The sequence below is a fragment of the Herminiimonas glaciei genome, from assembly GCF_042664955.1.
GTDB classification, from domain to species: Bacteria; Pseudomonadota; Gammaproteobacteria; order Burkholderiales; family Burkholderiaceae_D; genus Oxalicibacterium; species Oxalicibacterium glaciei.
Map to the genome: position 1 here is coordinate 1067051 of NZ_JBHTBU010000002.1, position 14495 is coordinate 1081545.

General features: G+C 56.6%; 12 protein-coding genes. 1 reads left to right on the top strand and 11 read right to left on the bottom strand.

Annotation, left to right across the window (positions count from 1 at the left end; all coding sequences use genetic code 11):
* Nucleotides 1-45 precede the first annotated feature (45 nt).
* The gene (locus ACFQPC_RS15965) at nucleotides 46-2169 is read left to right on the top strand and encodes a sensor domain-containing diguanylate cyclase (protein ID WP_382272830.1); all 2124 of its coding nucleotides are present in this window, start codon (nucleotides 46-48) and stop codon (nucleotides 2167-2169) included.
* Nucleotides 2170-2185: 16 nt separating this feature from the next.
* Here ACFQPC_RS15965 and ACFQPC_RS15970 read toward each other — a convergent pair whose 3' ends face one another.
* The 11 genes from ACFQPC_RS15970 to leuS all read right to left on the bottom strand — a co-directional run bounded on the left by ACFQPC_RS15970 (nucleotide 2186) and on the right by leuS (nucleotide 14446).
* Nucleotides 2186-3454: a multidrug effflux MFS transporter gene (locus tag ACFQPC_RS15970; protein WP_382272831.1), complete on the bottom strand. Its 1269-nt coding sequence runs from the start codon at nucleotides 3452-3454 to the stop codon at nucleotides 2186-2188.
* A gap of 66 nt (nucleotides 3455-3520) precedes the next feature.
* Nucleotides 3521-4993 (bottom strand): NAD-dependent succinate-semialdehyde dehydrogenase, encoded by a 1473-nt coding sequence (locus ACFQPC_RS15975; RefSeq protein WP_382272832.1) that lies wholly within the window; start codon nucleotides 4991-4993, stop codon nucleotides 3521-3523.
* Between the two features lie 110 nt (nucleotides 4994-5103).
* Nucleotides 5104-5793 carry a helix-turn-helix transcriptional regulator gene (locus ACFQPC_RS15980; protein WP_382272833.1) on the bottom strand — a complete coding sequence of 230 codons (690 nt, stop codon included), beginning with the start codon at nucleotides 5791-5793 and terminating at the stop codon, nucleotides 5104-5106.
* A 141-nt stretch (nucleotides 5794-5934) separates the two neighbouring features.
* A complete protein-coding gene (locus ACFQPC_RS15985) occupies nucleotides 5935-6309 on the bottom strand; it encodes a VOC family protein (RefSeq protein WP_382272834.1) in 375 nt (124 codons plus the stop codon).
* 85 nt (nucleotides 6310-6394) lie between these two features.
* Nucleotides 6395-7615 (bottom strand): THUMP domain-containing class I SAM-dependent RNA methyltransferase, encoded by a 1221-nt coding sequence (locus ACFQPC_RS15990; RefSeq protein ID WP_382272835.1) that lies wholly within the window; start codon nucleotides 7613-7615, stop codon nucleotides 6395-6397.
* A 116-nt stretch (nucleotides 7616-7731) separates the two neighbouring features.
* Entirely contained in the window at nucleotides 7732-8334 is a 603-nt protein-coding gene (locus ACFQPC_RS15995) for a 2-hydroxychromene-2-carboxylate isomerase (RefSeq protein ID WP_382272836.1), read from the bottom strand.
* Between the two features lie 18 nt (nucleotides 8335-8352).
* Nucleotides 8353-8772: a CopD family protein gene (locus ACFQPC_RS16000; RefSeq protein WP_382272837.1), complete on the bottom strand. Its 420-nt coding sequence runs from the start codon at nucleotides 8770-8772 to the stop codon at nucleotides 8353-8355.
* Between the two features lie 97 nt (nucleotides 8773-8869).
* Nucleotides 8870-10135, bottom strand: coding sequence for a glutamate-5-semialdehyde dehydrogenase (locus ACFQPC_RS16005; RefSeq protein ID WP_382272838.1), 1266 nt, complete (start codon nucleotides 10133-10135; stop codon nucleotides 8870-8872).
* A gap of 96 nt (nucleotides 10136-10231) precedes the next feature.
* Nucleotides 10232-11248 (bottom strand): DNA polymerase III subunit delta, encoded by a 1017-nt coding sequence (gene holA / locus ACFQPC_RS16010; protein WP_382272962.1) that lies wholly within the window; start codon nucleotides 11246-11248, stop codon nucleotides 10232-10234.
* Nucleotides 11232-11756, bottom strand: coding sequence for an LPS-assembly lipoprotein LptE (locus tag ACFQPC_RS16015; protein WP_382272839.1), 525 nt, complete (start codon nucleotides 11754-11756; stop codon nucleotides 11232-11234). The genes holA and ACFQPC_RS16015 overlap by 17 nt, the downstream gene beginning before the upstream one ends.
* A gap of 44 nt (nucleotides 11757-11800) precedes the next feature.
* Entirely contained in the window at nucleotides 11801-14446 is a 2646-nt protein-coding gene (gene leuS / locus ACFQPC_RS16020) for a leucine--tRNA ligase (RefSeq protein ID WP_382272840.1), read from the bottom strand.
* Between the last annotated feature and the right edge of the window lie 49 nt (nucleotides 14447-14495).

The window sequence follows — 14495 nt, forward strand, 5'->3', positions numbered from 1 at the left end:
TCTAAAAGATGCATGCTACCAATGCAGTAGCCACGGGACCTTCGAATGCGACCAAAAACGCCGGAGCGCTTGCGACTTGCCACCTTGGTGACGATAGGCGTGTGTGCGACTGTGATCGTTACCATGCTGACCTTGCTGGTGTTGATCGATCATTTCGCCGCGACTTACGCCAAGCAACAAGCGCAGGAACGCCTGCAACAACTATCGTGGCAAATGCGCGATTCACTGGATCGCGGCATGGGCCGCATGATAGATCACGCGCAAGTCATTGCTGACCTGGTGCCGGTGCGCGACGCCCAAAATCCTGCCGACATCAGGCGGGTATTCGACAACGTCCATAAAAATTTCCCCGATTATGCGTGGATTGGTTTGACCGATCCCAAGGGCACGGTAGTTTCTGCTGCCGGCGGTTTACTGGAAGGTGTCAACGTCAGTCAACGTCCGTGGTTCCAGGGCGGCGAAAAGCAGGTATTTGTCGGGGATTATCATCCGGCTGTTTTGCTCGAAGACAAATTGCCGGAGACGGAAGACCGCTGGCGTTTCGTTGATGTCGCCTTGCCAGTCACACGTAGCGACGGCAGTTATCGGGGCGTGCTGGGCATACACCTGAGCTGGAACTGGGCGCGCGGTATTGCCAACAGTTTGCTGGTGCCGGCAGATCGGCAGTATATGGTGGAAGTCATCGTCGTCCGTAACGACGGCATGGTGATGCTGGGGCCGGATTACCTTGAAGAAAGCACAATCGCGACAGCCAGCCTGGACCTGGCGCATACCGGGAATACCGGGGCCATCGCGGAAAAGTGGCCGGATGGGCGGCGCTATCTGACCGGCTATTCGCAAACCGGCGCGCGTCCCGGACATCCTTCCTTGAAGTGGGCCATCCTGATCCGGCAGCCGGAAGAAATTGCCTTGGCGGATTTTCGTGATTTACAGCAGCAGGTCTTGTGGGTAGGTGCGGCGCTCGGCCTCTTGCTGGCATTAATAGCCGTCGCGCTGGCGCGGCAACTGGCACGGCCGCTGGATGAGTTAAGTGCGGCGATCATGCAGCGCAAGGAAGGCATGATCGCCGCGATTCCGGTGATCGATGGTTATCATGAAGTGCATTTGCTGTCACGGACATTGGCCGATATGGTGGGGCGTGAGCAGCAACATGTGGGCAAGCTGCGCGCATTGAATGAAAACCTGGAACACCTGGTGCAGGAGCGCACGCAAGAGATAGAACACAAGGCACAGGCACTGGAAGACGCCCTGCAACAGCAATTGGCGATCCAGGAACGCTTGCAGGAGAGCGAAGCGGAGTTGCGTGCAACGCTGCAAAACGCGAACGATGCTTTCATCTCCATGGATCAGGACGGCATCATTGTCGACTGGAATGAGCAGGCCGAACACCTGCTGGGCTGGACGCACAACGAAGCAGTCGGGCAGCCCTTGGCGGAACTGATCGTGCCGCCGGCGATGCGCGAAGGATACGCCAAGGACCTTCAGCATTTCCTGGCAACGGGTGAAAGCAATATCATCAACCGGCGCGTGGAGCTAAGCGCTTTGCGCCGCGACGGCAAGGAGTTTCCGATTGAATTGGCGGTCGCCTGTGTACCGCGCCGCAATGGCTATCTGTTCATTGCTTTCCTGCATGACATCACTGAAAGAAAATTACTGCAAGCCTCGCTCATGGGCATGGCGCTGAAAGACCCATTGACCGACTTGCCGAATCGTCGCGCCCTGATACAAAGGTTGCCGGAGTCGATCGCACGTGGTGCACGCCTCGGTAAGCCACTCGCCGTTTTATTCCTCGACCTGGACGGCTTCAAGGGTGTGAATGATGGCTATGGTCACGAGGCCGGCGACGAGTTGCTGCGCACGATTGCGCAGCGCCTGCTGGGGGCGGTACGTACCACCGATACCGTCGCCCGCCTGGCCGGCGATGAATTTGTCATCGTGCTGGAAATGCTGAATGGCGATAGTGATGCGATGGATGTTGCCGACAAGATCCTGCATACCTTGCAACAGCCGTTTACATTGACGGCTGCCACGGTAACTATCTCTGCCAGCATAGGTATCGCGATGCACTGGCCGGATGACCATACAACGCCGGAGCAGCTCATTACCTTGGCCGACGGCGCCATGTATGCGGCGAAAAAGAAAGGCAAGAATCGCGCGGTGGCCGTCTAGCGATCAAGGCTTGGGGTCACTCGACGGTTTCCCATGCATTCGGTTCCTGGCGCGCATCAAGGAAGCGGCGGTAGCTACGACCACCCAGCCACAGACTCAGTGCAATCAAGGTAAAAATCATCTGGCCGGCAGCCAGTGCCAATGGCGAGTGTGACAGCGCCGGTGCAATGACACCTGCAACCAAAGCGCCCAGCAGTGTCAGCGTGAAGGATTGGCAGGATGCGACAGTGCCGCGTATATTCGGAAACAAATCCAATACCAATAGCGTCGCACCCGGTGCCACCATGGACATACCGAAGGTATAAAAGAATAAAGGTGCGACCGACCATGGCAAGGCCGGCGGGTATAGCGCGTGGTAAGTTACATTGAAAATACCGGCACCAATCAGGAAGACAAAACCGATCAGGACCTGGCGCGAAATCGGGATGTTCCCGGCCAGGCGATTCGCCGCCAGCGCACCGCAAAAAATACCGGCCACGGTAGGAATGAATTGCCAGCCGAACTGGTCCGGTCCCAGGCCCAGATGCTGTACCAGGAAAACCGGTGCCGCCGCTACATACAGGAACATGCCGGCAAAGTTGAAGGCAACGGTCCCGCCTTTCAAATGGAATAGTGGCGAACGGAATACACGCTTGTAGCTGTGGTACAGGAAATGCGGATTGAAAGGCTGGCGTTTTTCCGGTGGCAAGGATTCAGGCAAACGCTTGTAGCAATAAATCAGCAGCAACACCGCGTAGGCAAACAGTGCGAGGAAGATGTTGCGCCAGTTGCTGTGCTTGACGATCCAGCCACCGAGTATCGGTGCGATCGCCGGTGCAATGGAAAAGATCATTGTGACCAGCGACAGCAGGCGTTCCGCGGCCGAACCGGCATACAGGTCGCGGATGATGGCGCGCCCGATCACGACGCCGGCACCGGCTGAAATTCCTTGCAGCATGCGGAACACCCATAGGTATTCGATGCTGTGTACGGCGGCACAGGCGAGCGTTGCTACTGCAAATACGGCGAGTGAAACCAGGATGATATTGCGTCGTCCGAAGGCATCCGACAAAGCACCATGCCACAGGATCATGACGGCGAAGGAGAACAGGTAGGCGGTCAGGGTTTGCTGCACTTCGAGTGCGCTGGCATCCAGTGAGGCCTGGATGTTCGGGAAGGCCGGCAAGTAGGTGTCTATCGAAAACGGGCCGAGCATGGATAGCAGCGCCAGCATGATAGCCAGCGCGCTGCTATTGATCACCACTGCGGCCAGCGGTGCGGTCTTTACTTCATTTGTTTCTGACATCGGTATTATTCTTTTCTGCGTGCTTGATTCGTATGGCCGATGCGCTTGCGGTTTAAAGGAGCGGGATCAGATCCCGCCCATGCACAGGTATTTGATTTCCAGATACTCTTCTATCCCGTATTTCGAACCTTCACGGCCCAGGCCTGATTGCTTGACACCGCCGAAGGGTGCGACTTCATTCGAGATCAGGCCGGTGTTGATGCCGACCATGCCGTATTCGAGTTTTTCGGCAACGCGCCAGACGCGGCCTATATCGCGTGAGTAGAAGTAACTGGCGAGGCCGAAGTCGGTATCGTTGGCAGCGGCAACTGCTTCATCTTCGGTTTTGAATTTGATGACGGCGGCGACCGGGCCGAAGGTTTCTTCATGCATGATCAGCATGTCGGGGCTGATATTCGACAGCACGGTAGGTTCGTAAAAATAACCGCCCAAGGCGTGTTGCTTGCCGCCGGTGATGACTTTCGCACCCTTGTTCACGGCATCGCTGACATGCTGCTCCACTTTCTTCACCGCTTGCGCATCGATCAGTGGTCCTTGCAACACGCCTGCTTCAACGCCGTTGCCGACCTTGATTTTTGCCGCACCTTCACCCAGTTTTTGCACGAAGGCATCGTAAATTGATTCGTGTACATAGAAGCGGTTGGTGCAGACGCAGGTTTGTCCGGCATTGCGGTACTTAGATTGCAGGGCTCCGATAACTGCCGCATCGAGATCGGCATCATCGAAGACGATGAAGGGCGCGTGGCCGCCGAGTTCCAGGCCGATTTTCTTCACGGTAGGCGCGCATTGTTCCATCAGGATGCGGCCGACCGGTGTCGAGCCGGTGAACGATACATGGCGCACGATAGGGCTGGAACACAGGACCTTGCCGACTGCGATCGATTGTTCGGAGTCGGCGGTTACGACATTGATGACGCCCGGAGGAATGCCGGCACGGTGCGCCAGTTCTGCGATCGCCAGTGCCGACAACGGGGTTTGCTCGGCCGGCTTGATCACGATGGTGCACCCGGCGGCGATCGCTGGTGCAACCTTGCGCGTGATCATGGCGATCGGGAAATTCCATGGCGTGATGGATGCGCACACACCGATAGGCTGCTTGAGGGTGACTGTGCGTTTGTCGCTCCAGGTGGATGCCATGACGTCGCCGCTGACGCGCTTGGCTTCTTCGGCAAACCATTCGATAAAGCTGGCACCGTAAATCACTTCGCCACGTGATTCGATCAATGGCTTGCCTTGTTCTGCCGTCATGAGCGCGGCGAGGTCGTCCGCATTCGCGATGATGAGATCGAACCATATGCGCATGATGCCGGCACGTTCCTTGCCGGTTTTGGCGGCCCAGGCAGGGAAGGCTGCATGCGCGGCTTGTATCGCTTGCTCGGTTTCCTGTGTGCCCAGATTGGGTACATCGGTAATTTTGCTGCCATCGGCCGGATTGTTGACGTCGAAGCTGGCCTTGCCCGTTATCCATGCCCCGTTGATGTATGCGTGATTACGCAGGATGGTGGGGTCTTTTAACTGTAAGGCGGCGCTATGCGACATGGGATGCTCCTGCGTGGCAAAAGGAAAAGCATAGCCCAATCAAGCCGGGCGCGCTGACGGCGGCTGTAAACGTCTGTTGTCGTATTGAAAGAGGGCGCGGATGGGCAGCTTCAGTTGCAGCTCATCTCGCGTTTCATGGCACGCACAAAATCGGCCAGTCGACGCCCACTGACGCCGGTGTAAGGGCCGTCATCGGCGAGCGCCTGGACGCGATCAAGGCGGAAGGAGCGAAAATCGCTGCGGGTCTCGCACCAGGCGGCGATAGACCAGCCGCTGCCCCAGAAATACAGCGCCAGTGGCCAGATTGTGCGGCAACTGGCTTGTTGTTTGGCATCGACGTAGTCGAGCCGCAGTTTGTTTTGTTTGCCTATCGCCTGGCGTATATTTTCCAGTCGCTCACCATGGCTGGCTTCGATATGGAAATCAGGGGCAAACAAAGGCGTGGCTTCGACGAAATCGCGTTTTTCGCGCGGCAGGGCGAGCGTGATCTTGGCCAGTGCGGCGGCCCCGGAGGCCGCCAGTTGCGGTCCGCCCCAGGCTTGCACCATGCGCATGCCTGCCACCAATGCTTCTATCTCATCGCTGGAAAACATCAAGGGCTGTAAGTCGAAACCGGCCTTGACCCGATAACCGACCCCGGCTTCGCCTTCGATGGGTACTCCTGACAGGGACAGGTCACGGATGTCGCGATAAATCGTCCGCTCGGAGACATATAGCCATTCCGATAGTTGCAAGGCCGTGGTCAGTCGACGGCCGCGCAAATATTGCGCGATCTGGAACAGGCGTTCAGCACGGCGCATGATGTTTTTTGATAATCAGTAGGGGCTGCAGCATACGGATACTCCAGTGACAGGAAGGCCGGGCGCAGAGAACGTCAGGCGCTTCATTTTGACAAATGCTTGCGCCAGCGTCCAGTTGCCCGTGATGCTGATGATCGAGGTTTAGTGCATGGCGTGCAGGCCGATCAGATTGCCTTCGGTATCGACGAAATGCGCCATATAACCTATGTCGTCTGGCAATTGTGTCTTTGGTACATATACTTTGCCACCGGCCGGTGCGATGCGTTGTATGACGGCATCGATAGAAGCGCCCGCATCCAGGTAAATCATGGTGCCGTTGCTGCTGGGTTTTTGATGTTCGCTATGCGTTACACAGCCACAGGTGTCACCGTCAGGACTGGTGAAGATGGCCATCTGCATCAGGTCGGCAGTTGCACCTTCTATCCGCAGTGTGGTGTCAAACAGTGTTTCGTAAAAACGTGTGGCGCGTGCAAAGTCGTTGGAAGGAATTTCGAACCAGTTTATTTTTGTTTGCATGATGTCCTCGCAGGAAATGCCAAATGGCATGGAGCATTATGCGCGGGTGCTCCTGACAGCATACTGTCAGGAGACTTCAGTAGCTTTATTGTTTTGGCTCGGTCTTCGGGATCGCTTGTTCACGGCGATTGAAGCCGGCCACCATGTCGAAACGGAACAAACGGCATTCCAGTGCACCGTTGAAGAACGGCGTTTTACGTGCTTCTTTCAAGCGCAGCAGTTTCGGCAAACCGAGGTCGGCGGTGAACAGGAAGACTTTCCAGCCGGCGAAGCGTTGCTTGAGCGTGGTGCCAAAGGCGCTGAAGAATTCCTTCGCCATATCATCGGCTTCCACCGTGCTGTCGCCACGCACGCCGATACGCTCGCCATAAGGCGGATTGGTCAGCAGGATGCCTGGCGTTTCGCTGGGCGCTTTGACTTCCTGCGCTTCAATTTGCTTGAGCGGGACTTCGAAGCGTATACCGGCCTTGTTCAGGTTGTTGCGCGTCATGGAGACCATGTCACCGGAAATATCGCTGCCGAAGATGGTCGGTTCGGTTGGCAACGGATTTGGCTTGACGCTGGCTTTGATAGCCGCCCATTCGTCCTTGCTGAAACCGGCAAATTTTTCAAAGGCGAAATCGCGGTGCAGGCCGGGCGGGATACCGGCCAGCATTTGCGCCGCTTCGGCGAGGATGGTGCCGGAACCGCACATCGGATCGAACAAGGTCATGCCGGGCTTCCAGCCCGAGGTGCGCAACAGGCCGGCCGCCAGGTTTTCGCGCAGTGGCGCGTCGCCGGTTTCCATGCGCCAGCCACGTTTGAACAGGGCTTCGCCGGAAGTATCGAGGTAGAGCGTGAAAGTGCGTGCATCAAGGAAGCCGACGATGCGCATATCCGGCATTTTGGTATCGACCGAAGGACGACGGTTGTAAATGTCGCGGAAGCGGTCGCAGATCGCATCCTTGATCTTCAGCGTGGTGAATTCCAGGCTGCGCAATGGCGATTTGATGGCAGTGACGTCGATGCGTATCGTGTGGTCGACTTCAAACCAGTCTTCCCAGGCTTGCGCCAGTGTCAGGTCATAAATATCGTTTTCGGTGGCGTAGCTGGCATGTGCCATACGCATCAGTACGCGCGAGGCGATGCGGGAATGCAGGTTGATGCGATACGCATCCTGCAATGTGCCTGAGCAATGCACGCCACCCGGTACCTGGGTGTGTACCTTCAGGGTTTTATCGAGCAGCGCGATTTCGTTGAGTTCTTCAGCGAGGGCGATTTCCAGGCCGCGCGGGCATGGGCAAAAATAAGAATGTGATGAAGACATATGGGGAACCCTTTATCCGTTATAAAAATAGACGCGCGACCACATCATGGTGATGCGTCGCGCGAAGCTTGTTGCTACTGATGTTGCTGGTGTTGCCAAATACTGTATTGCTGCTTTTATTTCTGGAATGCGCGTTCCACGAAATCCAGGCGGTCCTGGCCCCAGAAGGCTTCGCCGTCGACGATATACCATGGTGCACCGAAGACACTGGCGGCCATCGCATCGTTGGTGAATTGTTCGTACTCATTCTGTACGCTGGTGGTTTCCGATGCTTTCACCAATGCCGCACCATCATGCCCGGCGGCACTTGCCAATCCGGCCAGCGTATCTGCATCCATGATGTTTTTATCCTCGGCCCAGAAGGCATGCATGATGGCGCTGGTCAATTCCAGTGCTGCATCTGTGCCATGCGCAAACTTGGTGGCGATGATCAGCTTGGACGCGGCATCACCGGAAGCAGGGGAAAACTTCGGTTGCAGGTTGAGCGGCAAGCCGAGATGGGCGCTCCAGCGCTTGAGTTCGACCAGGCGATAGGCCTGGCGTTGCGGTGGCCGTTTCGCCAGGGGCAAACCACCGGAGACACTGAACAGCTTGGGCAAATCGATGGGCTTCATGTCGATTTGCACATCGTATTGCTTCGCCAGTGCGATCAGGCGCGCATGGCCGAAGTAGGCCCACGGTGACTGGGGCGCAAAATAGTATTCGCAGATCTTGGCCATGGAGGCTCCGAAAAATGTTTAAAACGGTTTGACCACGACCAGGATCACGATGGCGAGCAGCAGGACGATAGGCACTTCGTTGAACCAACGAAACCAGGTATGACTGCGCTTATTGACGCCATGCTCAAATTTTTTCAGCAAAGAGTTGCAGGCATGTTGGTAACCGATGACCAAAATCACCAGCACCACTTTCGCATGCAGCCAGCCACTGCCTGGACTTTGGCCGAAGCCGTAGTACAGCAGGCCTACGCCAAACAATACCGCCGGTACCGCCAGGATGGTGGTGAAGCGGTACAGCTTGCGTGCCATCAGCAGCAGGCGCGTGGTCGCAGTGGCATCGGTTTCCATCGCCAGATTCACGAAGATGCGCGGCAGGTAAAACAGGCCGGCGAACCAGGAGATGACGAATACGATGTGCAGCGATTTAATCCAGAGCATGTGATTTTCCTGCTAAGTGAAGAAGGACTTGCGCAGGGCAATGCCCTGTGCCTGCGGAACGGTGTTGCCTTGCAAGGCAACACTCCTTTGCACGGCATTAAACACGTACTTCCCCGTGCCCGAAAACAACATATTTCAGCGACGTCAAGCCATCGAGACCCACTGGTCCGCGTGCATGTAATTTATCGTTGGAGATGCCAATTTCGGCACCCAGACCATATTCAAAGCCGTCGGCAAAGCGGGTCGATGCATTGATCATGACCGATGCTGAATCGACTTCCCGCAGGAAGCGCATCGCACGGGTGTAATCCTCGGTCACGATGGCGTCGGTGTGTTGCGACGAATAAGTGTTGATGTGATCAATGGCTTCATCCAGGCTGCCAACGATTTTGACCGACAGGATGGCGGCCAGGTATTCGGTGCTCCAGTCTTCTTCCGTCGCGCTGGCCAGGTGCGGATAGCCTTGCAGGATGGCACGTGCTTCATCGTCGCCGCGCAACTCTACTTCTTTCGTTGCATACAGCTTGGCGAGTTCAGGCAAGACGGCAGCAGCGACGCTACGCGCCACCAGTAGTGTTTCCATGGTGTTGCAAGTACCGTAGCGATGGCACTTCGCATTGAAGCAAATATCCAGCGCTTTTTTCAGGTCGGCCTTGTCGTCGATATAGACGTGGCAAATACCATCCAAATGTTTGATCATAGGTACGGTGGCTTCACGCATCAGGCGTTCGATCAGGCCTTTACCGCCGCGTGGCACGATGACGTCTACGTATTGCGGCATGGTGATCAGTTCACCGACTGCGGCACGGTCCGTGGTTGCGACGATTTGCACGGCATCAGCCGGCAAACCGGCTGCCGCCAGGCCTTCGTTGACCAGTTTGGCCAGGGCCTGGTTGCAATGGATGGCTTCGGAGCCGCCGCGCAGGATGGTGGCATTGCCGCTCTTGATGCACAGGCCGGCAGCATCGACCGTCACATTCGGACGCGCTTCGTAAATGATGCCAATCACGCCCAACGGCACGCGCATCTGGCCGACCTGGATGCCGGTCGGACGGTATTTCATGTTCGAGATTTCACCAATCGGATCAGGCAAGGCGACGATTTGCTCCAGCCCCTCGGCCATGGTGGCGATGGCTTTGTCGGACAGTGTCAGGCGATCGAGCAGGGCAGGGGCCAGGCCACCGGCGCGGGCTGCTTCCAGATCGAGCTGGTTAGCCGCACGCAAGGCGTCGGCTTCGCGTCGTATCGCCGTAGCGATAAAGAGCAAGGCCTGGTTCTTGGCAGCGGTGTCAGCCTTGGCCATGGCGCGCGATGCCTTGCGTGCCCGTTGACCGACTTCTTTCATGTATTGCTTGATATCCATTTTGCTAAGGAATGGTTGGTGTGACGATTGATATTAAAACCTGAATAACTTATATGGCGTGTATGAACGGTTATTGCAAGCCGTGACAGCTGCAAACTAGCCGCGGGCTATCTTCAGGCCCAGTTGCAGCATGGCATCCCAGGCGTCGCCGGAAAACTGTTTGGCGCGCAAACCTTTCACCATCTTATCGATTTGTGCGGCTTCTTGCAGCGCGCTCTCCAGCGTCGCCAGTTTAAGGCGGCGCAGTGCGGGTTCGACCAGGCGTTCGCGCGGGCCCCAGATGCGATATTCTTTTGTTAACTGGCTCAAAGGACGTCCCTGCGCCACGCCGGCTTTCAGCTTGAGCAAGGTGCGTACTTCTTCGGCCACCGCCCACAACACCAGCGGCAAGGCCTCGCCTTCGCCTTTCAAACCTTCCAGCATGCGCACCAGGCGGGTGGTATCGCCACTCAGCATCGCTTCATTCAGTTTGAAGACATCGTAGCGCGCGACATTCAGTACCGCGTCATGGATTTGCTCAAAGCTCAAAGGTCCTTCCGGATACAGCAAAGCCAGCTTCTGGATTTCCTGATGGGCGGCCAGCAAATTGCCTTCCACCCGATCTGCGATGAAGTCCAGGCATTCGCGATTCGCGCTTTGGCGTTGTGCCGCCAGGCGCACTCCAAGCCAGGCAGGCAATTGCGCGCGCTCGATCAGCGGGATGTCGATATACACACTGGCTTGCTGCAGGCTGGTAACCCAGGCTGCTTTTTGCGTGGCCCAATCGAGTTTGGGCAGCGTAATCAGCGTGACATTGTCAGGACTCAGCGAGGCCGCATAATCCTGCAGCGCCTTGCCGCCATCCTTGCCCGGTTTGCCGGTAGGGATGCGCAGTTCTATCAGTTTCTTGTCACCGAACAGCGATTGCGATTGATTGGCAGCCAGCAATTCACCCCATTTGAAACTGCGGTCAACCACCAATACTTCGCGTTCGGAATAGGCCTGCGCGCGCGCCGCCTTGCGTATCTTGTCGGCCGCTTCCAGTGCCAGCAAATGCTCATCGCTCGTGATGACATACAAGCCGGCCAACGGCTTGTTCAGATGAGCGTCGAGCGCATCAATCCGCAGTTGCATCATCCGCCGGTTTGATAGCCGCCATGCGACGCAGGATTTGTTGTACCAGGTCGGATTGCATATCACGGTACAGCATCGCTTCTTCCGCTTCCTTCGCCAGAACTTGCGATTCGTTATAACTGAGGTCGCGTTTCAGGGTGATGAGGGTTGGTGCCATGTATTCGACGCCGGCATTATTCCGTACACGGATAGTGACATGGTAGTACAACACGTATTCGCGCACGCGACCCTGGCTGTTGAGCGAGAGGATGACCTTGTTGCGGGTTTCACTGACGATTTCCAGGATGGCTTCGGCGTCTTCTGCCCTTTGCTTGATTTCGAGTTCGCCGCTGCCGCGGATATAACGACGCAACTCACTACCCAGCGTAGAGTTTTCCGGTGCTGCGATATAAATCGACTTGAACGGCAGGTCACCACCCAGGATGGTGCCGCGCAGCTTGAAGCCGCAGGCAGACAGCAAGAGGGTCGAAGCCAGCACCAAGGTAAGAAGACGGCGATTTTTAAACATGAATAATCCTGCGTCAGTTGTTACGTCAAATTAGATACGTCAAATCAGGCAACGATGTTAACCAGTTTGCCCGGTACCACAATGATTTTCTTCGGCGTGCCTTCGATGAATTTCTGCACGCTTTCATTGGCCAGCGCTGCTGCTTCTATGCTGGCTTTGTCCGCATCCTTGGCGACGATGATGCTGCCGCGCAGCTTGCCGTTCACCTGGATCATCATTTCTATCTCGGCCTGCTCCAGCGCTGCCGGATCGACCTGCGGCCATGGTGCATCGAGGATGTCGCCGTGTACTTTGGCCAGGCCGAGTTCCTGCCACAACGCGTGGGTGATATGCGGCGCGACCGGATTCAGGATGCGCAGGAAAATGCTGAGGCCTTCGCTGATGACGGCATTCGATGCCGGCGTATCATCCAGCTTCGCCGCTTCCAGCGTGTTCAGCATTTTCATGCTGGCTGACACCACGGTGTTGTACTGGATGCGTTTGTAATCGTTATCCGCCTGCTGCAGGATCTTGTGCGTTTCACGGCGCAAGGCTTTGTGCGCTTCAGGCAATGAGGCGAAATCAAATGCAGATGCGTTTGCCACGCGCGTCGCCTGGTTGTAGCCATAGGCCCAGACGCGGCGCAGGAAGCGGTTCGCACCTTCGACACCGGCACCCGACCATTCCAGTGTCTGTTCCGGTGGCGAGGCAAACATGGTGAACAGGCGGGCGGTATCCGCACCGTACTGATCGATTTGCGCTTGCGGATCGATGCCATTGTTTTTCGACTTCGACATTTTTTCGGTGCCGCCGATTTCGACTGCCTTGCCATCGCTGCTGAGGACAGCAGAAACAGGGCGACCCTTGTCGTCGAGTTGCAGTTGCACATCGGCCGGGTTGAACCAGGTCTTCTTGCCGCTGGCATCTTCGCGGAAATAGGTTTCGTTCAGCACCATGCCCTGCGTCAGCAGGTTGGTGAACGGCTCGTCGAATTTGACCAGGCCGAAGTCACGCATGACCTTGGTCCAGAAGCGTGCGTACAGCAAATGCAGGACCGCATGTTCGATACCGCCGATGTACTGGTCCATCGGCATCCAGTAATCGTTACGGCTGTCGACCATGGCGTCGCTGCTGTTCGGCGAGCAATAGCGCATGTAGTACCACGACGAATCGACGAAGGTATCCATGGTGTCGGTTTCGCGACGCGCCGGTTTGCCGCATTGCGGGCAATCGACGTGCAGGAATTTTTCGTGTTTATTCAGTGGGTTGCCGCTACCGTCTGGTACGCAATCTTCCGGCAGGACGACAGGCAAATCTTTTTCCGGTACCGGTACATCACCGCAATCCTTGCAGTGGATGATAGGAATCGGGGTGCCCCAGTAACGCTGGCGGGAAATACCCCAGTCGCGCAGGCGGTAGGTGATTTTCTTTTCGCCGAGGCCGAGTTCGGCCAGGTCGGCGGCAATCGCATCGACTGCTTGCTGGTAGTTCAGGCCATCGTATTTGCCGGAATTGATGCAGCGACCGTTTTCCTTGTCGCCATACCATTCATGCCAGGCAACGTCGGAGAAAGTCTTGCCCGGTACATCGATGACCGGGTGGATAGGCAATACGTATTTTTGCGCAAAGGCGAAATCACGTTCGTCATGTGCCGGTACGCCCATCACGGCGCCGTCGCCGTAAGTGATCAGTACATAGTTGCCGACCCAGACTTCGACCAGTTGGCCGGTCAGCGGGTGTTTGACGAAGAGGCCGGTTGGCATGCCTTTCTTTTCCATCGTCGCCATATCGGCTTCGATGACGCTGCCGAGTTTGCACTCGGCGATGAAGTCGGCCAGTTCCGGATTCGATTTCGCGGCGAAGGTCGCCAGTGCGTGCTCCGGTGCCACCGCGCAGAACGTCACGCCCTTGATGGTGTCAGCGCGGGTGGTGAAGACCCACAGCTTGCCGTCGTTGATCAGCTTACCTTCTTCAGCGATGTCATGCGTGAATGCAAAGCGGACGCCGGTCGATTTGCCGATCCAGTTCGATTGCATGATGCGCACGCGTTCCGGCCAGCCCGGCAATTTATTGTCGACGTGGTCCAGCAATTCTTCGGCGTAATCGGTGATGCGTGCGTAGTACATCGGGATTTCACGCTTTTCGATCAGCGCGCCCGAGCGCCAGCCGCGACCATCGATGACTTGCTCATTGGCGAGTACGGTCTGGTCGATCGGATCCCAGTTCACGGTCCCGGTTTTTTTGTAGATGATGCCTTTTTCCAGCATCTTCAGGAACATCCACTGGTTCCATTTGTAGTATTCCGGACGGCAGGCGGTCATTTCGCGTGACCAGTCGATCGCCAGGCCCATCGAGGCCATCTGCGTCTTCATGTAATCGATGTTGGCGTAAGTCCATTGCGCCGGTGGCACATTGTTGGCCATCGCCGCGTTTTCCGCCGGCATGCCGAACGCGTCCCAGCCCATAGGCATCAGCACGTTGTAGCCGTTCATCCGCAGGTAGCGGTACATCACGTCATTGATGGTGTAGTTGCGCACATGCCCCATGTGCAGTTTGCCGGATGGGTACGGCAGCATAGAGCAGGCATAGAACTTCTTCTTGTCCTTGCCGTTTTTATCCTTGGCGTTTTCGACGGCTTTGTAAGCGTCGATTGCCTGCCAGTGGTCGTGCGCCGATTTTTCTACTTCGGCGGGGCTGTATTTATCTTGCATGACGGATGGAGCCAAAAGTGAATGTGAACCCGTGATTATACTGGTTCAC